23 protein-coding genes are annotated in these 24152 nt (G+C 70.5%); 17 read left to right on the top strand and 6 right to left on the bottom strand.

From position 1 onward, the window contains the following. The first annotated feature begins 52 nt into the window (after positions 1 to 52). The 7 genes from AB0G47_RS00910 (at position 53) to AB0G47_RS00880 (ending at position 7981) form a co-directional block, all read left to right on the top strand. A complete protein-coding gene (locus AB0G47_RS00910) occupies positions 53 to 757 on the top strand; it encodes a TetR family transcriptional regulator (RefSeq protein WP_360762579.1) in 705 nt (234 codons plus the stop codon). Between the two features lie 243 nt (positions 758 to 1000). Next, positions 1001 to 2212 carry an alpha/beta hydrolase gene (locus AB0G47_RS00905; protein ID WP_360762576.1) on the top strand — a complete coding sequence of 404 codons (1212 nt, stop codon included), beginning with the start codon at positions 1001 to 1003 and terminating at the stop codon, positions 2210 to 2212. Between the two features lie 66 nt (positions 2213 to 2278). Further along, entirely contained in the window at positions 2279 to 3160 is an 882-nt protein-coding gene (locus tag AB0G47_RS00900) for a DUF4429 domain-containing protein (RefSeq protein ID WP_360763885.1), read from the top strand. Positions 3161 to 3336: 176 nt separating this feature from the next. Further along, on the top strand, positions 3337 to 4701 hold the full coding sequence (locus AB0G47_RS00895; RefSeq protein ID WP_360762573.1) for a histidine kinase: 1365 nt from the start codon (positions 3337 to 3339) through the stop codon (positions 4699 to 4701). Further along, the gene (locus AB0G47_RS00890) at positions 4698 to 5369 is read left to right on the top strand and encodes a response regulator transcription factor (RefSeq protein WP_266867433.1); all 672 of its coding nucleotides are present in this window, start codon (positions 4698 to 4700) and stop codon (positions 5367 to 5369) included. Before AB0G47_RS00895 ends, AB0G47_RS00890 begins: the two co-directional genes overlap by 4 nt. 150 nt (positions 5370 to 5519) lie before the next feature. Then, the gene (locus tag AB0G47_RS00885; RefSeq protein WP_360762569.1) at positions 5520 to 6755 is read left to right on the top strand and encodes an alpha/beta hydrolase; all 1236 of its coding nucleotides are present in this window, start codon (positions 5520 to 5522) and stop codon (positions 6753 to 6755) included. Then, a complete protein-coding gene (locus AB0G47_RS00880) occupies positions 6752 to 7981 on the top strand; it encodes an acyltransferase (RefSeq protein WP_360762566.1) in 1230 nt (409 codons plus the stop codon). The genes AB0G47_RS00885 and AB0G47_RS00880 overlap by 4 nt, the downstream gene beginning before the upstream one ends. A 56-nt stretch (positions 7982 to 8037) precedes the next feature. On the opposite strand, the gene AB0G47_RS00875 is transcribed toward AB0G47_RS00880, so the two are convergent. Together AB0G47_RS00875 and AB0G47_RS00870 are read right to left on the bottom strand one after the other, a co-directional pair. After that, positions 8038 to 9060 (bottom strand): aldo/keto reductase, encoded by a 1023-nt coding sequence (locus AB0G47_RS00875; RefSeq protein ID WP_360762563.1) that lies wholly within the window; start codon positions 9058 to 9060, stop codon positions 8038 to 8040. 5 nt (positions 9061 to 9065) lie between these two features. Then, entirely contained in the window at positions 9066 to 9563 is a 498-nt protein-coding gene (locus AB0G47_RS00870; RefSeq protein WP_360762560.1) for a MerR family transcriptional regulator, read from the bottom strand. A 112-nt stretch (positions 9564 to 9675) separates the two neighbouring features. On the opposite strand from AB0G47_RS00870, the gene AB0G47_RS00865 reads away from it, so the two are divergent. Further along, the gene (locus AB0G47_RS00865) at positions 9676 to 10158 is read left to right on the top strand and encodes a GNAT family N-acetyltransferase (protein WP_360762557.1); all 483 of its coding nucleotides are present in this window, start codon (positions 9676 to 9678) and stop codon (positions 10156 to 10158) included. 19 nt (positions 10159 to 10177) lie between these two features. Beyond that, positions 10178 to 10993: a serine hydrolase domain-containing protein gene (locus AB0G47_RS00860; RefSeq protein WP_360762554.1), complete on the top strand. Its 816-nt coding sequence runs from the start codon at positions 10178 to 10180 to the stop codon at positions 10991 to 10993. 170 nt (positions 10994 to 11163) lie between these two features. Here the strand turns inward: AB0G47_RS00860 and AB0G47_RS00855 are convergent, their stop codons facing one another. After that, positions 11164 to 11826: a pirin family protein gene (locus AB0G47_RS00855; RefSeq protein WP_360762551.1), complete on the bottom strand. Its 663-nt coding sequence runs from the start codon at positions 11824 to 11826 to the stop codon at positions 11164 to 11166. A gap of 394 nt (positions 11827 to 12220) precedes the next feature. On the opposite strand from AB0G47_RS00855, the gene fasR reads away from it, so the two are divergent. The 5 genes from fasR to fabF all read left to right on the top strand — a co-directional run bounded on the left by fasR (position 12221) and on the right by fabF (position 17071). Further along, positions 12221 to 13360 (top strand): fatty acid biosynthesis transcriptional regulator FasR, encoded by a 1140-nt coding sequence (fasR, locus tag AB0G47_RS00850; RefSeq protein WP_360763884.1) that lies wholly within the window; start codon positions 12221 to 12223, stop codon positions 13358 to 13360. An 89-nt stretch (positions 13361 to 13449) separates the two neighbouring features. After that, positions 13450 to 14397: an ACP S-malonyltransferase gene (locus tag AB0G47_RS00845; RefSeq protein ID WP_360762549.1), complete on the top strand. Its 948-nt coding sequence runs from the start codon at positions 13450 to 13452 to the stop codon at positions 14395 to 14397. Positions 14398 to 14414: 17 nt separating this feature from the next. Beyond that, the gene (locus AB0G47_RS00840) at positions 14415 to 15416 is read left to right on the top strand and encodes a ketoacyl-ACP synthase III (RefSeq protein ID WP_360762546.1); all 1002 of its coding nucleotides are present in this window, start codon (positions 14415 to 14417) and stop codon (positions 15414 to 15416) included. Between the two features lie 73 nt (positions 15417 to 15489). Further along, on the top strand, positions 15490 to 15738 hold the full coding sequence (locus tag AB0G47_RS00835) for an acyl carrier protein (protein WP_016642582.1): 249 nt from the start codon (positions 15490 to 15492) through the stop codon (positions 15736 to 15738). Between the two features lie 70 nt (positions 15739 to 15808). Further along, entirely contained in the window at positions 15809 to 17071 is a 1263-nt protein-coding gene (gene fabF, locus AB0G47_RS00830; RefSeq protein ID WP_360762543.1) for a beta-ketoacyl-ACP synthase II, read from the top strand. Between the two features lie 57 nt (positions 17072 to 17128). Here the strand turns inward: fabF and AB0G47_RS00825 are convergent, their stop codons facing one another. Continuing rightward, on the bottom strand, positions 17129 to 17623 hold the full coding sequence (locus AB0G47_RS00825; protein ID WP_360762540.1) for a DUF3145 domain-containing protein: 495 nt from the start codon (positions 17621 to 17623) through the stop codon (positions 17129 to 17131). Positions 17624 to 17919: 296 nt separating this feature from the next. Here AB0G47_RS00825 and AB0G47_RS00820 point away from each other — a divergent pair, with 296 nt between their 5' ends. After that, on the top strand, positions 17920 to 18855 hold the full coding sequence (locus AB0G47_RS00820) for an SGNH/GDSL hydrolase family protein (protein WP_360762537.1): 936 nt from the start codon (positions 17920 to 17922) through the stop codon (positions 18853 to 18855). Positions 18856 to 18885: 30 nt separating this feature from the next. Then, on the top strand, positions 18886 to 19872 hold the full coding sequence (locus AB0G47_RS00815) for an aldose epimerase family protein (RefSeq protein WP_360762534.1): 987 nt from the start codon (positions 18886 to 18888) through the stop codon (positions 19870 to 19872). A gap of 47 nt (positions 19873 to 19919) precedes the next feature. Here AB0G47_RS00815 and AB0G47_RS00810 read toward each other — a convergent pair whose 3' ends face one another. Next, positions 19920 to 20813, bottom strand: a complete 894-nt coding sequence (locus tag AB0G47_RS00810; RefSeq protein WP_360762531.1) for a hypothetical protein — start codon at positions 20811 to 20813, stop codon at positions 19920 to 19922. A gap of 114 nt (positions 20814 to 20927) precedes the next feature. Continuing rightward, positions 20928 to 23381: a glycoside hydrolase family 3 C-terminal domain-containing protein gene (locus AB0G47_RS00805; protein ID WP_360762528.1), complete on the bottom strand. Its 2454-nt coding sequence runs from the start codon at positions 23379 to 23381 to the stop codon at positions 20928 to 20930. A gap of 169 nt (positions 23382 to 23550) precedes the next feature. Here AB0G47_RS00805 and AB0G47_RS00800 point away from each other — a divergent pair, with 169 nt between their 5' ends. Continuing rightward, positions 23551 to 24126 carry a TetR/AcrR family transcriptional regulator gene (locus tag AB0G47_RS00800; RefSeq protein WP_360762525.1) on the top strand — a complete coding sequence of 192 codons (576 nt, stop codon included), beginning with the start codon at positions 23551 to 23553 and terminating at the stop codon, positions 24124 to 24126. Positions 24127 to 24152 lie beyond the last annotated feature (26 nt).

The raw sequence follows: 24152 nt of genomic DNA, 5'->3' as shown, positions 1-24152 counted from the left end.
GTCGCTCACAGATAAGGTGAGCTGAGCGGACAGGCAGGAAGAGGACCACGGTGTGAAGACCGAGCAGCGAGCGTCAGACTCGGCGGAGTCGCAGGTCGAGGCGTACGGAGAGACGTCCGACGGACCCTCCCGGCCGGGCCTTCGCGAGCGCAAGAAGCAGCGCACTCGTAACGCGCTCCTGCGTGCGGCGCTCGAGCTCTTCACGACCAAGGGGTACGAGGAGACGACCGTCGACGAGATCGCCGAGGCCGTCGACGTCTCCCAGCGCACGTTCTTCCGGTACTTCGCCAACAAGCAGGAGACCGCCTTCGCCGTGCAGGAGATGGTGGAGCGGCGGTTCGTGGAGGTACTGCGCGAACGGCCCGCCGACGAAGCGCCGTTCGTCGCACTGCGCGAGGCCGTCATCGGCGCCTGGGACGCGATGAGCCGGTCCATCGAGGAGGTCGTCCCGGTCGAACTCCACATGCGCACCTACCGGATGATCGAATCCACCCCCTCCCTGCTCGCCGTCCACCTGCGCCGCTCCATCGAGATGGAGGAGGAGATCGCGCGCGTGATCGCCGAGCGCGAGGGTCTCGACATGGACGAGGACCCGCGACCGCGGGTGGTGGTGGCCGCGTTCAGCGGGGTGATGCGGGTGACCGGTCAACTGTGGGGAGCGGGCGAGGACACCAGCGTCGAATCGATCCGTGCGCTCACCGAGTCTTATCTCGACCACCTGGGGCCGGCGCTGGCGGAGAACTGGCGCAAGGAGTGATCGCGCACGCAGGGTGCGACCCACGTGACGCGATCAACTTCCCTAGCACTTCGCTACGTTGAGTGGCAGCGATAAGCACCGTACGTAACGATGCGCCCCGAGTGCGCTGCGCCTACCCGCCACCTACGGAGCGTGATGAAATCGCGCAATGTGCGCCCGCTTTGCCTCAATTACCCCATAGGAAACGTGATCTGCCTCACCCAGTGCACGGCAGGCATCACGATTCTCCTAGGCTGTTCCGCAGTGACTTCCTTCGACTCCTCTCCCCAACTCAACGTCTGGCGCGCATTGCTCGCGCTCGCCGTCGTGTTCGTCATGCTGGCGACGACCGGCTGGACCGCCGTGCGCAACCACAGACACGCTGCGTCGCCGCTCGAAGCCACGCTCTCCGCCTGGGAGCGGGGGCACATCAACGGCCGGGCGCTGCCCGACCCCGATGGCCCGGCCGGCAGGCTCGCCCACTTTTTCGACTCGCTCGACGCGCAGGATCGCGCCCGGCTCGCCGCCCGCTATCCCCTGGCGGTCGGCAACATGAACGGCGCCCCCGTAGAGCTGCGATATCGCGCGAACAACATCGCGCTGGGCAAGGCCCGCAAGATCGAGCAGCGACGCATGCACGACAAGCGCCTCTCGCCCCTCGGGCAGCAGGAGGCGGAACGCAGGATGAAGCGGTTCGGCGTGATGATGCGCCCGGGCCGCCAGGTCCTGTCCTTCGACCCGATGGGGTCGGGCCGCATAGCCGAGGTCTTCGGAGACCTCGACAAGGCGTCCAGGGTGTCGGTCGTGGTGCCCGGCGTGGACACCAACCTGCTGACCTTCGAGCGGACGTTCCGCAAGTACTCGGCGCCCGTCGGCATGGCCAAGGCCCTGTACGGCGCGGAGCGTGCGGCAAGCCCACGCGCGCGTACCGCCGTGATCGCCTGGGCGGACTACACCGCGCCCGTCGGTCTCGGTGTGGACGCGGCGACGTCCATGCGCGCGGAGGACGGCGCGGTCCGGCTCAACTCCCTGGTGCGCGGACTACCCGGCCACTCCCCCATCGCCTTGTACTGCCACAGCTACGGCTCGGTGGTCTGCGGGGTCGCCGCGCGGGACCTGCCGTCCCGCGTCTCCGACATCGCGGTCGCGGGCAGCCCCGGAATGCGCGCCGACTCGGCGTCGCAGCTGGGCACCGGTGCCCGGGTCTGGGCCACCAGGGACGGCGACGACTGGATCGCAGATGTACCGAACATGGAGGTCGGCGGGCTTGGTCACGGGGCCGATCCGGTCTCACGGGACTTCGGCGCGCGGGTGCTGTCCGCCAGGGGCGCGGTCGGCCACACCGGGTACTTCGAACCGGGCACGGAAAGCCTCAGGAACTTCGCCGACATCGGCATTGGCTCGTACCGCTCGGTGCGGTGCGCGGACGGGGATGACGCGTGCCGGGAGGGTTTTTCCGGCACGACAGCGGCCTGACGCGCGTAGAAATCGACAAAACAGCGGCCCGCCGCAGGAGGGACGGAGGCGCGCGTGCCGCCTACGATGAGCCGCATGGGTGACGTACTGGCCGGATTTCATGCCGCCTGGGAGTTCGAGTCCGACTCCGTGCTCATCCGCTACGAACGGGGGATCCGCACACCGAAGCTCCTGCAGGCGCTCGGTGAACGCCGCATCCCCCATGAGGCGATCGCAGCGGTGACACTGACTCCTGGCAAGCGCGGGACGGTCGTCCTGCACGCCGTGCCGAGACCGGGCGCGGATCCGCTGATGGAGGCAGCGGCGGGTCAGCTCAAGGACGGCTGCGACCCGTACAGGCTCGTGCTGCCCGCCGAGCGGGAGACGCTCGCGGAGTACTACGCGGACGAGCTGCGGGCACTGCTGACGCCGGACGACTGCGGGCCTCCGGATCGCTATCTGGTCGCCGCGCCGGAGACGCCGCTGCAGTTCAAGGCGTACGACGGCAAGGCGTCCTTCGACGGCAAATCGGTGGCCTTCCGATGGTTCTGGACCGGCGCTTCGTCCGCGAAGTGGAAGGCCGGCGACCAGAGCTTCCTGGTCACGGATCTGAGCGGCGTCGAGTGGCGCTCTCCCGAGGTCTTCGAGGGCCATCTGCGGCTGCTGCGTCGCGAGACCCCCATCGCCCAGCCCGCGCAGGCGGACCAGGACCCCGCGGCCGTCGTCTTCGGTCTCGGGTACGGCCCGGTGCACGAGTCGCTGCCCTTCGCGGCGTCCGTGCTCGCCGCGGTGCGGGCGTCGGGCCCGGCCCTGACCCCTGGCACGGTCGGCGCTGCCGCCCCGGTGACCCGGCGCGATCCGGCGGACATCGCCGAACGTATCCGGCACCTCGGCGAGCTGCATCAGGCGGGGCTGCTGACGGACGAGGAGTTCACGTCGAAGAAGGCCGAGCTGCTGGCGGAGCTCTGACCTTGCGAGGCGGGAGCCGCGAGGTCGGAGCCGGGTCACGGGGCATGGCGGGGCCTGCGGGGCTCGGGTCATACCTCGGTATGGCCGGGGGCTCTGTTCGTACCTGGGTATGAGGTGCGGGTCAGCTCCGCGGTACGACGCCGCGCGAGGTGCTTCATGCCTACGCTGAGCAGGCCATGAGCAGCGCATCGACACCACCGGACCAGGATCCCCGCCCATCGGCCGCCGAGCCGGGCCGGCGCGGGGGCGCCCTTCGACGTGCGACCGCGGGCGCCCGCGAAGGGCTCGGACGGGCCGGGGTGTTCTTCACGACGCCCGCGGGGCGGACCGAGCCTCTGCTGGCGCAGGCTCCCCAGCGCTGGATGCGGCTGCTGCCCCTGATCATCGCGCTGGCGTTCGTCGTGACACTCATCCCGGTCACCACCCAGGTGCTCACGAACGACTACGGGGTGAGCGGCGGCCTCGCGGGCGCCCTGGGCGTCGCCCAGTCCGCACCCCTGCTGCTGGCGATCAGCCGCCCCATGCTCGCCTGGTACATCATGATCGTCGCCGATGTCCTCGGGGCGATCGTCACGATGTCCGCGAGCCAGGACCGTCCCGCCCCCTGGACGGCCATGATCATCGTGGCGTACGTGGCCCTGTGCCTTGTCCTCTCGCTGCGCGAGAGTCGGCGCACCCTCCTGGGCATCTGGCTGGTCACGGTCGTCACGAGCCTTGTCCTCGGCGCGTTCCGCGACGCCGACAGCCAGGACACCAGCGTGCTGCTGATCGTGCTGAGCGGTGTCGCGTTGCTGCTCGGCGCCCTGCTGCGGGAGCGCGGCGACGCACAGCGCAGACTCGTCGAGCAGGAGACCATCAGCGAGGCCGAGCGAGCCCAGCGCACCCTCCTTGAGGAACGGGCGCGCATCGCCCGGGAGTTGCACGATGTCGTGGCCCACCACATGTCCGTGATCACGGTGCAGGCGGACTCCGCGCCCTACCGCCTCCCCGGCCTTCCGGACGCGGCCCGCGAGGAGTTCGGGAGCATAGCGGCGAGCGCCCGTGAATCCCTCACGGAGATGCGGCGGCTGCTTGCGGTGCTGCGCAGCGAGGACGCGCAGGGCGAGCGGGCCCCGCAGCCGGGGCTCAGCCGACTGCCGCAGCTGGTGGAGGCGACGGTGCGCGCCGGCCTGCCGGTCGATCTCTCACGTCCCGAACTGTCCGTGCTCACACAACTGGCCGATGTGACACCGGCCGTCGATCTGTCCGCGTACCGCATCGTCCAGGAAGCCCTGTCGAACGTGATGCGGCACGCGCCGGGAGCACGCACCTCCATCACCCTGACCCTGGACGAGGAACACCTGCTGATCCTCGTCGTCAACGGCCCGGCGACCGATCCACCCGCTCCGCTGGAGGGCGGTGGCACGGGACACGGACTCGTCGGCATGCGCGAGCGCGTACGGTTGGTCGGCGGCTCGGTCGACACCGGGCCACTGCCCGACGGCGGCTACCGCGTCGCGGCCCAACTCCCCCTCCTGAAGAAGGACTCCGGCACCGCATGACCATCCGCGTGATCATCGTCGATGACCAGAACATGGTGCGGGCCGGTTTCGCCGCGCTGCTCGCGGCGCAGAGCGACATCGACGTCGTGGGCGAAGCGCCGAACGGCAAGGAGGGTGTCGACGTCAGCCGCCGCACCCATCCCGATGTCGTCCTGATGGATGTCCGGATGCCGGAGATGGACGGACTGGCCGCCACTCGGGCGCTGTTGGACCCGCCGCCCGGCGTGGTGCACGTTCCCAAGGTGCTGATGCTCACCACCTTCGACGTGGACGACTATGTGTACGAGGCGCTGCGCTCCGGCGCATCGGGTTTCCTCCTCAAGGACGCCCCGCCCGCCGATCTGATCTCGGCGGTCCGTGTGGTGGCAGCTGGGGAGGCACTGCTCGCACCGTCGGTGACACGGCGACTGATCACGGACTTCGCCAAGCAGCGGCCGCGCAACGACCAGTCGCTGCGGCTGAACGGCCTGACGCCGCGTGAGACCGAGGTACTGGTGCTGATCGCGCGCGGGCTCTCCAATCAGGAGATCGCCGAGCGCCTGGTCCTCGCCGAGCAGACGGTGAAGACCCATATCGGCAAGGTGCTCTCCAAGCTGGATCTGCGCGACCGCGCACAGGCCGTGATCTTCGCGTACGAGTCCGGCCTCATCACGCCCGGCGAGCAGTAGAGCTCCCGCCCCCTACCGCGGTATCAGCTCCACATACCCCGGTATCAGTTGCGAGTTGGCACCGCAGTGTGAGGTGTCGCGGGTCATCGTCTTCCTACCTTTCCCCTCGTCACGCCAGAGCGCGCAACGAATTGGGGAGGGAGACGGGCCATGGGCCTTCGTTCTCAGGAATCTCGCAGGTCTCGCAGGTCTCGCGGCAATTGGAAGGCCCGCAGCAAGCGGACGCTGATCGCCGCGGCTCTCACGACGACGGTCGTGGCCGGTACGACGGGCTGGGCCGTCGGCAATGAACAGCAGCCGATCACCGGTCCACCACCGGGCACGCATGCCTGGCGTGCGGACCATACGCAGGGGGTGGAGCTGCCGGATCCGGCGACCGCGTCCCCCGCCCGAGTGGCCGCGTTCTTCGGCTCGTTGAGCGACGCCCGGCAGCGTGAGCTGGCGGAGCGGCACCCGTCGGTCGTCGGCAATCTGGACGGCGCCCCGATCTCATTGCGGTACGAGGCCAACTCCCTTTCCCTGAAGGCAGAGCGTGACCGCGAGCGGGCCCGCGCGAGCGATCCGGGCCTCACACAGCAGGATCATGAGCGGGCCCGTTCCCTGGTCGCCCGCTACGAAGAGCTGCTGGATCCCGGTCGGCGGATACTCGCGTTCGATCCTCGTGGCAGAGGTCAAATCGCCGAGGTCTATGGCGACTTGGCGAGTGCCGACCGTGTGTCGGTCGTCGTGCCGGGATCCGACATCGACCTGAGCACTTTCGACCGCTCGAAGGACGAGTACGGCACACCGGCGGGGATGGCAAGCTCGCTGCATGCGGCGGCGGGTGACCGCACGGCCGTGGTGGCCTGGGTTGGGTACACCACACCGGTCGGTCTCGGCCCAGACGCGGCGACGGGACGGCTCGCGGAAGCGGGAGCTCCCCGTCTCGCGCGATTCGTGCAGGGCCTGACGGCGTCGGGTGCCCCGCGGCCCGCCGTGTTCTGCCACAGCTATGGCTCGGTGGTGTGCGGCCTCGCGGCTCCGAAGCTGCCGACGTCCGACCTGGTGGTGCTCGGCTCCCCCGGCATGCGTGCGGACAGCGTCGCCGATCTGCACACCACCGCCCGCGTCTGGGCTGCCCGGGACGACAGCGACTGGATCGGTGATGTGCCGAACGTCGAGCTGTTCGGCCTCGGCCACGGCGCGGACCCGGCAGGACCGGGATTCGGCGCCCGGCGCGTTCCCGCCGAGCGGGCCGAGGGCCACACCGGCTACTTCGCACCCGGGACGGATTCGCTGCAGGCCTTCGCCGCGATCGCACGGACACCTTCCGGTACCACACCGGACAGCGGCATCGACGGAAGTGAGCCCTCCGCCGGCGCCCGTCCCATCGGAGAGCGGTCATGAGCCTTGCACCCCTGGCCAAGCTGCGCGGGACCGCGGCAGCGATCGACGCCAAGACGCCCGCCCATCGCGACCGGGCCATAGACGGGCTGCGCGCCCTCGCCCTGCTCGCCGTGCCGACCGGGCACTGGTTGCTCGGCGGCTTCACCCTCGACGCGGAAGGCGCGCTGCACAATGCCAGTCCCCTGGCCGCGTTCGGATTCTTCGCACCGCTGAGCTGGGTGCTGCAGATGCTGGGCATCTTCTTCCTGGTCGGCGGATATGCCTCCGCTCTGTCGTACCGCCGTGCGGTGGCGCGCGGCGAGTCGACGGGGCGGTGGCTCCGCGGGCGGGTGGCGCGCCTCGGGCGCCCGGTCCTCGGGGTGACGGCCGTATGGGCCGCGCTGATCCCGGTGTTGTACGCGCTGGGGGTGCCGGGGACGACTCTGCGCACGGGGTCCACGCTGGTCATACAGCCGCTGTGGTTCGTCGGCATCTATGCGGTGATCACCGCTCTCACCCCGTGGTGTATCCGAGCGGCAGAGCGGCTCGGGGCCTGGGCCGCGGCGCCGCTGCTCGGCTCGGTCGCCGTCGTCGACTTCCTGCGCTACGGGCCGGTCGGGGACGCCATGCCGTCCTGGGTGAGCTTGTTGAATCTGCTGCCCGGCTGGATGTTCGCCTATCAACTGGGCGTCAGCTGGGGCGAGAAGAAGCTGGGCAGGCGCGGCGCGTGGCTGCTGCTGATCGGGGGCACGGCTCTGTTCGCCGCCTTGCTGCTCGCGTTCCACTATCCGGCGTCGATGGTCGGCGTGCCCGGCGAGGCCCGGACCAATTCACATCCTCCGTCGCTGCTGGTCCTGGCGCTGGCGGCCGCGCAGAGCGGTGCGGCGATCCTGTTGCGCGAGCGGATCGGCAGGCTGCTGCGCAGGCCCGCGCTGTGGGCGCCGGTCGTCGTGATCAACCTGTCGGCGATGACGATCCTGTGCTGGCACCAGACGGCGCTGCTCGCCGCGGCCGTGCCCGGTTCGTTCCTCGGGAGCACGGTGCCGGGGCTGACCGCGGCACCGGACACCCTGGGCTGGATAGCCGCCCGGATCGCCTGGCTTCCGGTCTTCGGGGCCCTGCTGGTGCTGATAGGCAGCCGCACGCGCGGCTTCGAGGCTCCCTGGAGGCGGGCGACGCACGGACGTCGGGCCCTCGCCGGGCTGCTGGCGGCGGGGTTCGCAGTCTTCGCCCTGGGGTTGGCGTGACCGGCCCGGGCCGGTGGGCGGGGACGACCTGGCAGGGCCGAGGCGTCCCCCTGGAGCTACTCCCGGCCGGCCGAGGTGAACGTCATGTCGGCATAGCGGTCGCCCGCGACCTGGGCGGCAATGGGGGCGAGGAGGTCGAGTTCGGCGGGAGTGAGCTCGATGCGGGTGGCCGCGGTGTTCTCCTCGACCCGGGTGCGCTTGCGGGTGCCGGGGATGGGGACGACGGTCAGCCCGTAGGTCTGGGCCTGCTCCTTGACCCAGGCGAGGGCGATCTGGCCGAGGCTCGCGCCGTGGGCGTCGGCGACGGTGCGCACCGGTTCGAGGAGGGCCGAGTTGGCGGCGGCGTTGTCGCCCGTGAAGCGGGGCTGCTGGCGGCGGAAGTCGTCCTCGCCGAGTTCCTTGTCGGCGCTGACGAACGAGCCGGTGAGGAAGCCGCGGCCGAGCGGCGAGTAGGGGACGAGGCCGACGCCGAGTTCGGCAGCGGCGGGGACGACGCTCCGCTCGATGTCCCGGCTGAAGAGCGACCACTCCGACTGGAGGGCGGCGATGGGGTGGACGGCGTGGGCGGCGCGGAGTTCGGGGCCGGTGACCTCGCTGAGGCCCAGGTGCTTGACCTTGCCGGCGGCGACGAGTTCGGCCATCACGCCGACCGTCTCCTCGATCGGTACGTTCGGGTCGCGGCGGTGCATGTAGTAGAGGTCGATGGCGTCCACGCCGAGGCGTCGCAGGCTCGCGTCGACGCAGGAACGGATGTACGCGGGGTCGTTGTTGATGATCCGCTTCGTCGGATCGTCCGGGTGCACGGCCAGGGCGAACTTGGTCGCGATGACGACCTCGTCGCGATGTGCCTTGAAGAAGGGAGAGAGGAACTGCTCGTTCTCACCGGCGGCGTAGGCGTCGGCGGTGTCGTAGAGGGTGACGCCCAGGTCCAGGGCGTGTTCCAGGGTGGCCCGGGCCTCGTCGGCGTCGGTCGGGCCGTACGCGAAGCTCATGCCCATGCAGCCGAGTCCCTGGACGCCGACCTCGGGTCCTTCCGTCCCGAGCTGGACCTTCGCGATCTGGCCTGTCTGTGCGGTCATCAGGTTCAGTGCCTCTCCGGCGCCTGTCGGGCGTCCGAGTAAATATTGATCTTGTAGTCGAGTACGGCGAGCGTGTCCTGGAGTTCCGCGATGCGCGTGCGGACGTCGCGGCGCGTCTGTTCGAGGAGTTCGTGGCGCTCGGTGAAGGTGTGGTCGCCTTCGCGGACCAGTTCGGCGTAGCGGACCATGTCGGCCACCGGCATTCCGGTCAGGCGGAGCTTGCCGACGAAGGTGAGCCAGTCGAGATCGCGGTTGCGGTAGCGGCGCTGGCCCGTGTGGGAGCGGTCGATGTGGGGCATCAGGCCGATTCGCTCGTACCAGCGCAGGGTGTGCGCGGTCAGGCCGGTGAAGGCGACAACCTCGCTGATCGTGTAGTGGTCCTGCCCGTCGGGGCGTGGGTGGGCGGTGGGCGCCGAGGCGCGGGCGTCAGCCTTTGTGTCGGTCGTGTCGGTCGTGTCGGTCAGGCCCTGTGCGGGGGTGGTCTCGGTCTCCATCACCGTCATGACCACCACGCTAGAACCTTGGAGCGCACTCGAAGCAAGCGGTACCGGGAGGAAATATGTGACGGAAACAATCCACGGGAAATCCCGTCGTGCGGTGACTACGGTGCCGATCATGACTGTTGTTCGCCGTGCGCTGCCAGAGGATGCCGAGGAACTGATCAGGTTGCGGCAGGTGATGATCGATTCGGTCTTCGCCGCACGTTCCGGGGGCGAGTCCGACACCAGTTGGCATGCCGAGTCCGTGCCCACGGTACGGGGCAGACTGGCCGATACGGACGGGGAGTTCGCGGCGTTCGTCGTCGACTTCCCCGGCCGGCCGGGGAGGCTGGCGGCCCTGGTCGTGGGGACGTTGGACTACCGCATCGGGCGGGCGGGGAATCCGCACGGGGTCGTCGGCTATGTCTTCAGTGTCGCCACCGATCCCGAGCAGCGGCGCCGTGGGTATGCGCGGGCTTGTATGGAGGCGCTGCTCGACTGGTTCCGTGAGCGGGGGGCGGGCAGTGTCGATCTCAACGCGTCGGCGGAGGCGGAGCCGCTGTATGCCTCGCTCGGCTTCGTGCGCAAGCCGGACCCCTCGATGCGGCTGAGCCTCTAGGGCGCTTACGCTCGTACGCATGCAGAGCCTGGCGTTGATCGAGAACTGGCCGGTACCGACCGCTGCCGCCGCCGTCGTCCGTGCGGACGGCACGATCGCCGGGGCCCATGGGCCCACGGGGCAACAGTTCGCGCTCGCCTCGGTCACCAAACTGCTCGCGGCGTACGCGGCGCTGGTGGCGTACGAGGAGGGGGCGATCGAGCTCGACGAGCCCGCCGGGCCCGAGGGGTCGACCGTGCGGCATCTGCTTGCGCACACCAGTGGGCTCGCCTTCGACGAGCACCGGGTGACGGCGCCTGCCGGGACGCGGCGGCTGTACTCGAACGCGGGGTTCGAGGTGCTGGGGGATCACATCGCCAAGGCGACGGAGATTCCCTTCGGGGAGTATCTGCGGCAGGCGGTGCTTGATCCGCTGGGCATGGGGGCCACCTCGCTCGAAGGGGGTGCCTCGCCCGCCAAGGACGGGGTGTCAACCGTGGATGATCTGGTGAGGTTCGCGGCGGAGGTGCAGGTGCCGCGGTTGCTGGATCCGCGGACTGTGGCTGAGGCGATGTCCGTGGCGTATCCGGGGCTGAAGGGGGTGCTGCCGGGGTACGGGCATCAGAATCCCAATGACTGGGGGCTCGGATTCGAGATCCGGGACTCCAAGTCGCCGCACTGGACGGGGAGTTCTTCTTCGGCTCGGACGTTCGGGCACTTTGGGCAGGCCGGGACGTTTCTGTGGGTCGACCCTGATGCGGGGGCGGCGTGTGTCGCTCTGACGGATCGGGCGTTTGGGCCTTGGGCGGTTGAGGTGTGGCCTGCGTTTACCGATGCGGTGCTCTCCGAGCTGTAAGCGGGTCTGGGGCGGCCCCTGGGGTATCCGTGCCCCGCGTCTTGGGTGCTGCCGGACGGGGGTTTCCGCAGCCCGGCGGTTGCGGGGTGCCGTTGTGCCCACCCGTGCCGCCCCAGCGGCACGACTGCCCACAACGGCGGCGGCGAGCGGTACGCCCCCCCCCCCCGCTCTCAGCCCGTCATCTCCCACACCAGCAGTTCCGCCCCCGTCGCAGACGTAGCCGCTGCCTCCAGAGGGGCCTCCCCCGTCAGGCGTGCCGCGTCGCCCTGCCGCAGATCCGCACCGCCCAGGCGGACTTCGCCGCGCACCACGTGGACGTACACGAAAGGTGCGGCCGGTAGCGCGGTGCGTTCCTGCTGGGCCAGGCGGCGGACGTGGAGGAGGGCTCCCGCTGCCGGGACCGCGTAAGGGGTGGAGTCCGCGATGCCGTGGACCACCTCGTAGGACGGGTCGCCTCCCGGTGCGAGCGGGGAGAGCCACATCTGGACGAAGACCAGGGGATCCGCTCCGTCGTTGCGTTCCACATGGCGGACGCCGCCGCCCGCGCTCAGGCGCTGGACGTCGCCCCGGCGGACCACCGACTCGTGGCCCGTGGAGTCGCGATGGGTGAGCTCGCCCTCGGCCACCCACGTCACGATCTCCGTGTGGCTGTGCGGGTGCTCGTCGAAGCCCGCGCCGGGCGCGAGCCGCTCTTCGTTGCAGGCCAGGATCGCGCCGAAGCGGAGGTTGTCGGGGTCGTAGTGCGGCCCGAAGGAGAAGGCGTGGAAGGTCTCGATACCGGTGCCGGGCTCCCCGCCGCGGTACCGATCGCCGGAGCGCCGTACATCAATCACGCACCCACGGTAGACCGCGCATCGCCCGCCCCCGCCCGGAAACCCGCACCCCGGCCAACGTCCGGCACCGCGCGCCGCCACCCACAATCCTCATCCCACCCACGACCCGACACTGTGCGCTTCCGCCCCCCGATCTCCACCCCACTTACGACCCGACACCGCGCCCCCCCACTCCCAATCCCCACCCCACACACGACCCGAACACCACCCGCCCCCACCCCCAATCCCCACCCCACATACGACCCGGCACCGCACACCACCGTCCCGATAAGGCAGTCTTGTCCCCGTGCCCGAACCCTCTGCGAACGAAGCCCGCCAGGACGCCCACCAGGCAGCCCATGAGGAAGCCGCCCGTCAGGACGCACATCGGAAGGCCCACGCGCACTCAGCCACGCTGAAGCGCCTGGAGCAGTCCTCCGGCAGTCTGGCGGCGCAGGCCATCGCGCGCATGGACGAGACGTTGTCCTGGTACCGGGCGATGCCACCGGAGAACCGGTCCTGGATCGGCCTGGTGGCGCAGGCCGGCATCGCCGCCTTCACCGAGTGGTTCCGGCATCCGGACGCGCCACAGGCCATCTCCACCGATGTCTTCGGGACCGCACCCCGTGAGCTGACCAGGGCGATCACCCTGCGCCAGACCGTCGAGATGGTGCGTACGACGATCGAGGTGATGGAGTCCGCGGTCGACGAGATCGCGGCCCCGGGAGATGAGTCCATCCTCCGCGAGGCGCTGCTCGTCTACGCCCGCGAGATCGCCTTCGCCACCGCCCAGGTCTACGCGCAGGCCGCCGAGGCACGCGGTGCCTGGGACGCCCGGCTCGAGTCGCTCGTCGTCAACGCCGTCCTGTCCGGGGAAGCCGACGAGGGGGCCGTCTCCCGCGCCGCCGCGCTCGGCTGGAACTCGCCCGAGCACGTCTGCGTCGTCCTCGGCACCGCGCCCGACGGCGACAGCGAGCTCACCGTCGAGGCCATCCGCCGCGCCGCCCGGCACGCCAAGCTGCAGGTCCTGACCGGTGTGCTGGGCGACCGCCTGGTCGTCATCGCGGGCGGCAGCGACAATCCGCTGCACGTCGCCAAGGGGCTCATCGGTCCGTATGCGGCCGGGCCCGTCGTCGCGGGCCCCATCGTCCCCGACCTGCTCGCGGCCACCCGTTCCGCACAGGCGGCGGCCGCCGGGCTCAAGGCGTGCGCCGCCTGGCAGGACGCCCCGAGGCCCGTTCTCGCGGACGATCTCCTGCCGGAGCGCGCGATCGCGAGCGATCCCGCCGCGCGGGAGCAGCTGGTGGAGGAGATCTACAGACCGCTGGAGGAGGCGGGCTCCGCGCTCCTGGAGACGCTGAGCGTCTATCTGGAACAGGCGAGCAGCCTCGAAGGGGCCGCCCGGATGCTGTTCGTGCACCCCAACACCGTGCGCTACCGGCTCCGACGTGTGACAGACGTCACCGGTTGGTCACCCTCCGACGTACGCTCGGCATTCACGCTGCGCATCGCGCTGATCCTGGGGCGTCTGGCCGACGGAGATCTCCAACAGTAGCTTTTTGTCGGGCCCCTACAATTCCCCCAGCCGTTCTTGGTCCCTGTCCCCACGGGCGGCTCCCACCGTCCACAAGAGAGAGTGTGAGAGTGCTCGTACTCGTCGCTCCCGGCCAAGGCGCCCAGACGCCCGGCTTCCTGACCCCCTGGCTCGACCTCCCCGGCGCGGCCGACCGCCTAGCGGCGTGGTCGGACGCCATCGGGCTCGACCTCGCCCACTACGGCACGCAGGCCGACGCGGACGCGATCCGCGACACCGCCGTGGCCCAGCCGCTGCTTGTGGCCGCCGGTCTGCTCGCCGCCGAGGCACTCGGTGACGCGCTCACGGCGAACAAGCCCGGCGCGGTCGCGGGGCACAGCGTCGGCGAGATCACCGCTGCCGCGTACGCCGGTGTGCTCACCGACGACGACGCGCTGCGCCTCGTACGCAAGCGCGGGCTCGCGATGGCCGACGCCGCCGCGATCACGGAGACCGGCATGGCGGCGCTGCTCGGCGGCGCCCCCGAGGTCACCGTCCCGCACCTGGAGAAGCTCGGCCTGACGCCGGCGAACGTGAACGGCGCGGGCCAGATCGTCGCCGCGGGCACCGCCGAGCAGCTCGCCGCGCTCGAGGCGGACAAGCCCGAGGGCGTCCGCCGTGTCGTGCAGCTGAAGGTCGCCGGCGCGTTCCACACGCACCACATGGCTCCGGCCGTCGCCACGCTCGAGGAGGCCGCCAAGGCCCTCGACGTCGCCGACCCGAAGCTGACGTACGTGTCGAACCGTGACGGCAAGGCCGTGGCGTCCGGCTCCGACGTGGTGGCGCGGCTTGTCGGCCAGGTGGCCAACCCGGTGCGCTGGGACCTGTGCATGGAGACGTTCAAGGAGCTCGGCGTCACGGGCCTGATCGAGCTGTGCCCCGGCGGCACGCTGACCGGGATCGCCAAGCGCGCCCTGCCCGGTGTGAAGACGGTGGCCCTGAAGACCCCGGACGACCTCGACGCCGCATCTGCGCTCATCGCCGACACCTCATCCGCCGCCGACGCGGCGGGTGCCTGAGAAGGAGCCTGGAGAGCATGTCGAAGATCAAGCCCAGTAAGGGAGCCCCTTACGCGCGCATCATGGGCGTCGGCGGCTACCGGCCCACGCGTGTCGTGCCCAACGAGGTGATCCTCGAGACGATCGACTCGTCCGACGAGTGGATCCGCTCCCGCTCCGGCATCGCGACCCGCCACTGGGCCTCCGACGAGGAGACCGTGGCCGCGATGTCCATCGAGGCCTCGGGCAAGGCGATCGCCGACGCGGGCATCACGCCCGAGCAGATCGGCGGCGTGATCGTCTCGACCGTCTCGCACTTCAAGCAGACCCCGGCCATCGCCACCGAGATCGCGGACAAGATCGGCGCGGGCAAGCCCGCCGCGTTCGACATCTCCGCGGGCTGCGCGGGCTTCGGCTACGGCCTCACCCTCGCCAAGGGCATGGTCGTCGAGGGTTCCGCCGAGTACGTCCTGGTCATCGGCGTGGAGCGGCTGAGCGACCTCACCGACCTGGAGGACCGCGCGACGGCCTTCCTGTTCGGCGACGGCGCGGGCGCCGTGATCGTGGGCCCGTCCAAGGAGCCGAAGATCGGCCCGACGGTCTGGGGCTCGGAGGGCGACAAGTCCGAGACGATCAAGCAGACCGAGTCCTGGGACGCGTACCGCAAGGGCGCGCCCGACAAGTTCCCTGCCATCACGCAGGAGGGCCAGGCGGTCTTCCGCTGGGCCGTGTTCGAGATGGCGAAGGTCGCCAAGGAGGCGCTGGACGCCGCCGGCCTGAGCCCGGACGACCTGGACGTCTTCATCCCGCACCAGGCCAACATGCGGATCATCGACTCGATGGTGAAGACCCTGAAACTGCCGGAGCACGTCACGGTCGCCCGTGACGTGGAGACCACCGGCAACACGTCGGCCGCCTCGATTCCGCTCGCGATGGAGCGGCTTCTGGCGACCGGCGAGGCGAAGAGCGGCGACACTGCGCTCGTCATCGGCTTCGGGGCGGGTCTCGTGTACGCCGCCACGGTCGTTACCCTCCCCTAGGCATCTCGTCCGGATCATCCGGTCCGGTTCGGAAGCCGCCACACCCTCTGGATACATAAGAAGGAGCGCCAACATGGCCGCCACTCAGGAAGAGATCGTCGCCGGTCTCGCCGAGATCGTGAACGAGATCGCCGGCATCCCGGTCGAGGACGTCCAGCTGGACAAGTCCTTCACCGACGACCTGGACGTCGACTCGCTGTCCATGGTCGAGGTCGTCGTCGCCGCCGAAGAGCGCTTCGACGTCAAGATCCCGGACGACGACGTCAAGAACCTCAAGACGGTCGGCGACGCCACCAAGTACATCCTCGAGCACCAGGGCTGATCCAGTCGTTGCTCAGTCGCCACCCGGCGGTGGCGCCGCTGATCCCCTCAACACCGTGGAGAATTTTCCTGTGAACTCGACCAATCGCACCGTGGTCGTCACCGGTATCGGCGCAACCACACCGCTGGGTGGCGACGCAGCTTCGACCTGGGAAGGTCTGCTCGCGGGCCGCTCGGGTGTGAGCCTGATCGAGCAGGACTGGGCAGCCGAGCTGCCGGTCCGTATCGCCGGCCAGATCGCCGTCGAGCCCGGCGAGATCATCCCGCGTCCGCAGGCCAGGAAGCTGGACCGCTCGGCGCAGTTCGCGCTGATCGCGGCCAAGGAAGCCTGGGCGGACGCCGGCTACACCGACAAGGCCGGCGAGGACAAGAGCGTCGACCCCGACCGTCTCGGCGCGGTCATCGCCTCCGGCATCGGCGGCGTGACCACCCTGCTCGACCAGTACGACGTGCTCAAGGAGAAGGGCGTACGCCGCGTCTCCCCGCACACCGTGCCGATGCTGATGCCCAACTCCCCGTCGGCCAACGTCGGCATCGAGCTGGGCGCCCACGCGGGTGTCCACACCCCCGTGTCGGCGTGCGCGTCGGGCGCGGAGGCCATCGGCTACGCGATCGAGATGATCCGCACCGGCCGTGCCGACGTCGTCGTCGCGGGCGGCACGGAGGCGGCGATCCACCCGCTGCCGATCGTCGCGTTCGGCAACATGATGGCGATGTCCAAGAACAACGACGACCCGGAAGGCGCCTCGCGCCCCTACGACGCCGACCGCAACGGCTTCGTGCTCGGCGAGGGCGCCGGCGTGATCGTCCTGGAGTCCGAGGCGCACGCCAAGGCCCGCGGCGCGAAGATCTATGCGGAGGCCGTCGGCCAGGGCATCTCGGCCGACGCCCACCACATCACGCAGCCCGAGCCGTCCGGCAACGGCATCGCGGCGGCGCTGCAGAACCTGGTCGACAACACCGACCTGAAGCCCGCCGAGATCATGCACGTGAACGCGCACGCGACCTCGACGCCGCAGGGCGATGTCGCCGAGATCAAGGCGCTGCGCAAGGCCTTCGGTGACGACGTCGACCACATGGCGATCTCCAGCACCAAGTCGATGACCGGTCACCTGCTCGGTGGCGCGGGCGGCGTGGAGACCGTGGCCACGGTCCTCGCGCTGAAGCACCGCATCGCCCCGCCGACGATCAACATCGACAACCTCGACCCCGAGGTCGACGCGGACATCGTCCGCAACGAGGCCCGCCCGCTGCCCGAGGGCCGGATCGCGGCGCTGAACGACTCGTTCGGCTTCGGCGGCCACAACGTGGTGCTCGCGTTCAGGACGGTCTGACCCAGGACGCGTACGAAAAGGGCCCCCACCGACCGGTGGGGGCCCTTTTCGTACGCGTCAGACGACCTGGTGCAGCCACCGCACCGGCGCGCCCTCGCCCGCGTACCGGAAGGGCTCGAGCTCGTCGTCCCAGGGCTTGCCGAGGAGCTTGGCGAGTTCGGCCTCCAGGTCGCTCTCGCCCTGCTGGGAGCGGGACAGGGCGGCGCGCAGCCGGTCCTCAGGGATCAGGATGTCGCCGTGGATGCCGGTGACGGCGTGGAAGATGCCCAGCTCGGGCGTGGCGCTGTAGCGCTCGCCCTCGGCCGTGGCGCACGGCTCGGACGTGACCTCGAAGCGCAGCAGATCCCAGCCGCGCAGCGCGGAGGCCAGTTTGGACGCGGTGCCCACCGAGCCCCGCCAGGAGAACTCGGATCTCCAGCTGCCGGGCGCCGCGGGCTGCCGGATCCAGTCGAGGTTGACGCGCGCGCCGAGCACGCCCGCGACTGCCCATTCGACGTGCGGACACAGCGCGCGGGGCGCGGAGTGCACGTACAGAACTCCACGTGTCGTCACCGGGACCTCCAGTGTGGGTCGAGGTTCGCCTTCCCCAGCGGCCTCGCGCCCGTGCCGAGCGTTGTTCCCTGAATTCGAGAAACTCCCGAAAACGGGACAGATGTGACGTGATGTAATTTAGCGGAACCGCGAGAAGAGGGTGCCACTGGGTGGCGAGGCTACCGTGCGGCGGCGCAAGGAGTGTGACGTACCGTCGGTCCCAAAGCCAGGAATCGCCCACCATTCACCCGACGGGGCGCCATATAGCTCAGTTCGCGTACGCCGACGAGAGAGCCGACGACAGAGGGGACCCGGGGATGCGGAACCGAAGGCACCGCTCACATGCCGCCGTCGCCGCCGCGACGGCGGTTCTTCTCGGCGCCGCCGCCCTGACCGCGTGCGACGCCCAGGGCGGCGCGTCTCCCGCCCCCGACGGCCCGTCGGCGCACAAGAAGCCGAAGCCCAAGCCGACCCCCACCTGGGACTCGACACCGCGCTCCATCGCCGCGGTCGGCGACTCCATCACCCGCGGCTTCGACGCCTGCTCGGTGCTCTCCGACTGCCCCGAGGTCTCCTGGGCGACCGGCACGGACTCCGAGGTGCAGAGTCTGGCGACCCGGCTGCTCGGGAAGGACCGGGCCGCCGAGCACAGCTGGAACCACGCGAAGACGGGCGCCCGGATGGCAGACGTGCCCGGACAGCTGGAGGAGGCCGCGGCCGAGCGCCCCGAGCTGATCACGGTGATGGCGGGCGCGAACGACGCCTGCCGCACGTCTGCGGAGGCGATGACGCCGGTCGCCGATTTCCGCGCCGACTTCGAGGAGGCGATGCGTACGCTGCGGCGCGAGCTGCCCAAGACGCAGGTGTACGTCGCCTCCGTGCCGGACCTGAAGCGGCTCTGGTCCCAGGGGCGGACCAACCCACTGGGCAAGCAGGTGTGGAAGCTGGGCATCTGCTCCTCGATGCTGGCGGAGCCGGACGCCGTGGACGCGAAGGCGACACAGCGCAGGGACACGGTGCAGGACCGCGTGGTCGCGTACAACGACGTGCTCAAGGACGTGTGCGCGAAGGATCTGCGCTGCCGGTACGACGGCGGGGCGGTCTTCGACTTCCGCTTCGACGGCGACCAGTTGAGCCACTGGGACTGGTTCCACCCCAGCAAGGACGGGCAGTCGCGGCTCGCGGAGATGGCCTACCGGCAGGTGAAGGCCAAAAACCCCGCCAAGAATCCGGCCAAGGATCCCGCAGGGTGACGCGGCGCGGCCCGGCGTAGGGTCGCGATCATGCGCAGTGAACTCTTCGGGACGCTCCCCGGCGGCACGCCCGTCCATCGCTGGACCCTGGAAAGGGGCGGGGTGCGGGTACGCGTCCTGACGTACGGCGGGATCATCCAGTCGGCGGAAGTTCCGGACCGGTCGGGGCGGAGCGGGGCGGTGGCGCTCGGGTTCGACGATCTTCAGGGGTACGTCGACCATCCCGGCCCCTACTTCGGCGCGCTGGTCGGCAGGTACGCGAACCGGATCGCCGGGGGTTCCTTCGAACTGGACGGCCGTACGTATCGCCTGGCGCGGAACAACGGGTCCAACGCGCTGCACGGCGGGTACGCCGGGTTCGACAAGCGGGTGTGGGAGGCGGCGGAGGTCGAGCACGGGGTGCGGCTCTCCCGGGTGAGTCCGGACGGCGAGGAGGGGTATCCGGGGCGGCTCGCGGTCTCGGTGACGTACACGCTGGACGAGGGGGGCGGGCTGCGGATCGCCTACCGCGCGACGACGGACGCGGCGACGGTCGTGAACCTCACCAACCACACGTACTGGAATCTGGCCGGGGCCGGCAGCGGTGGCGCCGGCGGGCACGAGGTGCGGATCGCGGCGGCGCGCGTCACGCCGACGGACGGGGCGCAGATCCCCACGGGGGCGTACGAGGAGGTCGACGGGACGCGGTTCGACTTCCGGGCGGCGCGGAAGGCCGGGGCCGGCTTCGACCACAACTTCGTGCTGGACAAGGGGGTCACCGCGGAGCCGGTCGAGGCGGCGGAGCTGAGCGATCCGGCGTCGGGGCGTGTGCTGACCGTGGCGACGACGGAGCCGGGCCTTCAGCTGTACACGGCGGACCACTTCGACGCGGGGCTGCCGTTCGCGCCGGGGGACGGGATCGCCCTGGAGACACAGCACTTCCCCGACTCCCCCAACCGGCCGGAGTTCCCGAGCACGGTGCTGCGGCCGGGTGGGGTGTACGAGTCGGAGACGGTGTACGGGTTTTCGGTGCGCTGAGCGGGATCTTGGTGCGCTAAGCGGGGTCTTGGCGCGCTGAGAACTTCTCAGCCGCTCTCGCCGCGCATCGTCTTGCCCGCCTTGGCGAGCAGCGTCACCGCGCCCAGGCAGATCAGCGTGAAGACCGCCGCGACGGCCTTGGTGTCCCAGCCGCTGCCGCGGAACGTGACGATGATGCCGAGGAGCAGCAGCACCGAGTAGAGCGACTGCCCGACCCTGGCTCCCGCGGGGATCACCCGCAGGAGCTGCGGGATGGTGGACGCGGCGGCGAGTGCCTGGCCCAGCGGGATGGCCGCACCGAGCATCAGGGCGCCGAAGCCGAACGAGTTGCCGTAGGCGCCCCAGCCGGCGCCCGCGACGAGCAGGAACACGGCGACGGCCAGCGAGAGCAGGGCGAGCAGGCCGTTGAGATACGCCGCGAGCGTGGCCGCCTTGCGGGCGCTCTGGAGATGGGCGACCGGGGAGCGCCAGGCGTCCGCGGTGATCGAACGGAGCTGCCGCTTCATGGCGTTCATCTTGAGGAACGAGATGACGCCGACCACGAAGCCGACGATGCCGACGGGAACGGCCGCGAAGCCCAGCGGCTTCTCGGTGATGCCGAAGTGGGCGCCGCCGAAGGTGAGCGGGATGCCGACGAAGAGCCCGAGCACGAACACCTTCGTGGTGTTCTGGATGCGCAGGACCAGGTCGCGCTGTTCGGGGCTGAGACCGGGCGCGGGCGCCATCATGCCGTCGCCCACGGCTTGTTGGCCCTGCTGCGGCGGGTGCTGCTGATACTGCTGCTGGGGCGGGAACTGCTGGTACTGCTGCTGGGGCGGGTACTGCTGATATTGCTGCTGGGGCGGATACGGCTGCTGGCCCTGCTGGGGCGGGAACTGCTGGCCCTGCTGGGGCGGATAGGGCTGAGGCGGGTATGGCTGACCCTGCTGACCTGGGTACATGTGTTTCTCCCCCGAACGTGCTGTTGTCGGCCCGCGAGTCTGCCACAACCGCCCCGCACGCCACGGGCCCCGGGGGTACCGCCCCGGGGCCCGCACCGATCCACCGCCGAACCGTCACACGACGATCAACTCGCTCAGGCGGCGGTCGGCGATCGAGCGGCCCGCCTGCACTTCGTACGAACCTCCTTGGCGTGCCCAGGAGTTTGCGGCCTCGTCCCAGATCTCGAAGGAGCGGGGCGGGACGTCGACCCGCACCTCCACGCTCTCGCCGGGAGCAGCTTCGACGCCCGCGAACCCGGCGAGCCAGCGGACCGGGCGTTCGCCGTCGTGCGTGGCCGGCGCCAGATAGACCTGGACGACCTCGCGGCCCGCGCGCCTGCCGGAGTTGCGGACCCGGACCGTGGCCGTCGTGCCCTCCACGGTGAGGGACTCGTACGTCCAGTCGGTGTAGCCGAGGCCGTGGCCGAAGGCGTACGAAGGGGTCCTGCCCTCCTTCTCCCAGGCGCGGTAGCCGATGAACACGCCCTCGGAGTAGGCGAGTTGGCCGTCGGTCGGGGTCACCGCGGTGACCGGTGCGCCCGTGAGGGTGCCCCATGTCGTGGGGAGGCGGCCGCCCGGCTCCTCGTCGCCGGTGAGGACGTCCGCGAGCGCCGCGCCGCCCTCCTGTCCGGGGAACCAGCCGAGGAGGACCGCCACGACCTCGTCGCGCCACGGAAGTTCCACCGGGGAACCGGAGTTGACGACCACGACCGTCCGCGGGTTCGCCGCGGCCACCGCCCGCACCAAGTCGTCCTGGCGGCCCGGAAGGCGCAGGTCCTGCCGGTCGAAGCCCTCGGACTCGACCCGCTCGGTGGTGGCGACGACCACGACCGCCGTGTCGGCGCCCCGGGCGGCCTCGACGGCCTCGGCGATCAGCTCGTCGGGGTCGCGCCGCGGCCCGAGGTGGACGAAGGAGAACACGACGCCGGGCAGCGGCGGGGCGTACCCCTTGTCGAGGCCGTGGTGGAGGGAGACCTCGACCGTCTCGCCCGCCGTCAGGTTCACCTTGGCGCGCTCGACCGGGGAGCCGAAGAACGCCTCGAAGGGGTCGGATTCGGCCCCCATCACCTGCTCGCCGTCGAAGACGACTTCGCCGGCGACGGTGAGCCTGAAGGCGCCGAGCCCACGCGTCCCGAAGGAGTGCTCGCCGCTCTCGCGCGGCGTGAACGTGCCGACGACCTCGATGCTCGCCATCGCCTCGTGGGTGACGCCGTCGGGCAGGTCGTCGCCGATCCATTGCACCTGCCCGGAGGGCAGGCTGCCCTCGCCCAGGACGTTTCCGGCCGCGTCGCGGCAGATGGCGCGCAGCTCGAACCCCTGGTCGGCGGGGGCGAGTTCGTCGCTCGGGTCGGCGCCGACTGCGTACGTCACCTGGTCGGCGCCGAGCGCCGCGGTCAGACCGTCGAGCGGCGAGACGACCCTCGCGGGGAAGACGGTCGCGGAGCCGCCGCCCAGGACGCGGGCGTCGCGTGCGGCGGCGCCGATGAGGGCGACGGACGCGGTGCGCTCCAGGGGCAGCGTGCCGTTCTCGTTGCGTACGAGGACGAAGGCGCGGCGGGCGATCTCGCGGGCGAGGGCCTCGCCGTCGATCTCGGCGGGCAGATCGGTGACGACGGGCTCGGCGCCTTCGAGGACGCCTACGCGGGCGGCGAGGCGCAGGACGTTGCGGACGGCTTCGTCGACCGTCGACTCCTTGACCTCGCCCGCGCGCACGGCCTCGGCGAGCGCATCGCCGTACACGGTCCGGGGTCCCGGCATGGCGACGTCGAGACCGCCGTCGATGGCCCCGTTGGTGGAGCGGGCGGCCATCCAGTCCGAGACGTTGTAGCCGTCGAAGCCCCATTCGCCGCGCAGGACTTCATTGACCAGGTAGCGGTGCTCGGTCATCGTCGCGCCGTTGACCTGGTTGTACGCGGTCATGATGCCCCAGGGGTGGGCGTTGGTGACGATCGCCTCGAAGGGGGCCAGGTACAGCTCGCGCAGGGCGCGTCGGGAGATCAGGTTGTCCACGGTGAAGCGGTCGGTCTCGGCGTCGTTCGCGACGAAGTGCTTGACGGTCGTGCCGACGCCGCCGGACTGCACGCCCTGGACATAGCCGGTGCCGATGACGCCCGTCAGGTACGGGTCCTCGCTATACGCCTCGAAGTGGCGGCCGCCGAGCGGTGAGCGGTGCAGGTTGACGGTCGGCGCGAGGAGGACGTGGACTCCCTTGCGGCGGGCCTCCTGGGCGAGGAGGGTGCCGGCGCGGCGGGCCAGGTCCTGGTCCCAGGTGGCGGCGAGCGCGGTCGGGGACGGCAGCGCGATGGACGGGTCGTCGGCGGTCCAGCGGATGCCGCGCACGCCGATCGGGCCGTCGGACATCACGAGGGGCTCAAGGCCGATCTCGGGCAGGGCGTGCAGCGACCACATGTCACGGCCGCCGAGCAGCCGGGCCTTGGCGTCCAGATCCAGCGTGCCGAGCGCGGTCTCGACGGCCGCCTCGCGCGCCTGGTCGGCGCGGGTGGCTCCGGGGCCCTGTGTTCCCGCCATGGCGGTACCTCCTCGTTGGAGTCCGTTCCGTACGTTCCCTCCATCCTGCACCGGCTACCTGTAGATCGGTAGATTTAGTTATCTCGCCGTTATAGTTGGGGGAGCATCACGGTGGCGTACGGTCTGCGAGCAGGCGACTCAGGAACGCGAAGAGGCAGGTGCAGGTGCCATGGCGCCCAAGGCCAGGAGCAGGGCCAGGAGCGAGGAGCGACGTGCGGAGATCCTCCGGGCCGCCTTCGAGGTGATCGCCGAGCGGGGCTACCGCGGCGCGACCCTGGGTGCCGTCGCCGAGCGGGTCGGCCTCACCCAGCAGGGCCTGTTGCACTACTTCCCCACGAAGGAGGCGCTGCTCGTCGCCGTCCTGGAGGCCCGCGACCAGTGGGACGCGGTGCCGACCAACGAGATCCGCCTCGATCTGCTCGGCTCGCTCGTCGAGTACAACGCGATGCGCCCCGGCATCATCCAGACCTTCTCGGCGCTGCTCGGCGAGAGCGTGACGGACGGGCATCCGGCGCGCGAGTACTTCACCGGGCGGTACGGCTCGGTGCGCGAGAAGTTCGCGGACGTGCTGCGCGCCGAGTACGGGGACCGGCTGCCCGGCGGCCTCACCCCGGAGGCGGCCGCGCCGCTGCTCGTCGCGGTGATGGACGGGCTCCAGTACCAGTGGCTCCTTGACCCCGAATCGGTGGACATGGCAGGGGCGTTCAGGGATTTCCTGGGGCTGCTCGGCGGGGATGGGTCGTAAGGGCCCGGCCAACAGGGCTGAGGCGT

The organism is Streptomyces sp. NPDC021622 (genome assembly GCF_040640795.1).
GTDB lineage: Bacteria > Actinomycetota > Actinomycetes > Streptomycetales > Streptomycetaceae > Streptomyces.
This window is presented reverse-complemented; position numbering and strand designations above follow the sequence as displayed.

Coding starts and splice junctions, on each gene's coding strand:
- AB0G47_RS00900 (WP_360763885.1), top strand. CDS start 2,279: ATGAGCCGCATGGGTGACGTACTGGCCGGATTTCATGCCGCCTGGGAG.
- AB0G47_RS00895 (WP_360762573.1), top strand. CDS start 3,337: ATGAGCAGCGCATCGACACCACCGGACCAGGATCCCCGCCCATCGGCC.
- AB0G47_RS00890 (WP_266867433.1), top strand. CDS start 4,698: ATGACCATCCGCGTGATCATCGTCGATGACCAGAACATGGTGCGGGCC.
- AB0G47_RS00885 (WP_360762569.1), top strand. CDS start 5,520: ATGGGCCTTCGTTCTCAGGAATCTCGCAGGTCTCGCAGGTCTCGCGGC.
- AB0G47_RS00880 (WP_360762566.1), top strand. CDS start 6,752: ATGAGCCTTGCACCCCTGGCCAAGCTGCGCGGGACCGCGGCAGCGATC.
- AB0G47_RS00875 (WP_360762563.1), bottom strand. CDS start 9,060: ATGACCGCACAGACAGGCCAGATCGCGAAGGTCCAGCTCGGGACGGAA.
- AB0G47_RS00870 (WP_360762560.1), bottom strand. CDS start 9,563: ATGACGGTGATGGAGACCGAGACCACCCCCGCACAGGGCCTGACCGAC.
- AB0G47_RS00865 (WP_360762557.1), top strand. CDS start 9,676: ATGACTGTTGTTCGCCGTGCGCTGCCAGAGGATGCCGAGGAACTGATC.
- AB0G47_RS00860 (WP_360762554.1), top strand. CDS start 10,178: ATGCAGAGCCTGGCGTTGATCGAGAACTGGCCGGTACCGACCGCTGCC.
- AB0G47_RS00840 (WP_360762546.1), top strand. CDS start 14,415: ATGTCGAAGATCAAGCCCAGTAAGGGAGCCCCTTACGCGCGCATCATG.
- AB0G47_RS00835 (WP_016642582.1), top strand. CDS start 15,490: ATGGCCGCCACTCAGGAAGAGATCGTCGCCGGTCTCGCCGAGATCGTG.
- AB0G47_RS00820 (WP_360762537.1), top strand. CDS start 17,920: ATGCGGAACCGAAGGCACCGCTCACATGCCGCCGTCGCCGCCGCGACG.
- AB0G47_RS00815 (WP_360762534.1), top strand. CDS start 18,886: ATGCGCAGTGAACTCTTCGGGACGCTCCCCGGCGGCACGCCCGTCCAT.
- AB0G47_RS00810 (WP_360762531.1), bottom strand. CDS start 20,813: ATGTACCCAGGTCAGCAGGGTCAGCCATACCCGCCTCAGCCCTATCCG.
- AB0G47_RS00805 (WP_360762528.1), bottom strand. CDS start 23,381: ATGGCGGGAACACAGGGCCCCGGAGCCACCCGCGCCGACCAGGCGCGC.
- AB0G47_RS00800 (WP_360762525.1), top strand. CDS start 23,551: ATGGCGCCCAAGGCCAGGAGCAGGGCCAGGAGCGAGGAGCGACGTGCG.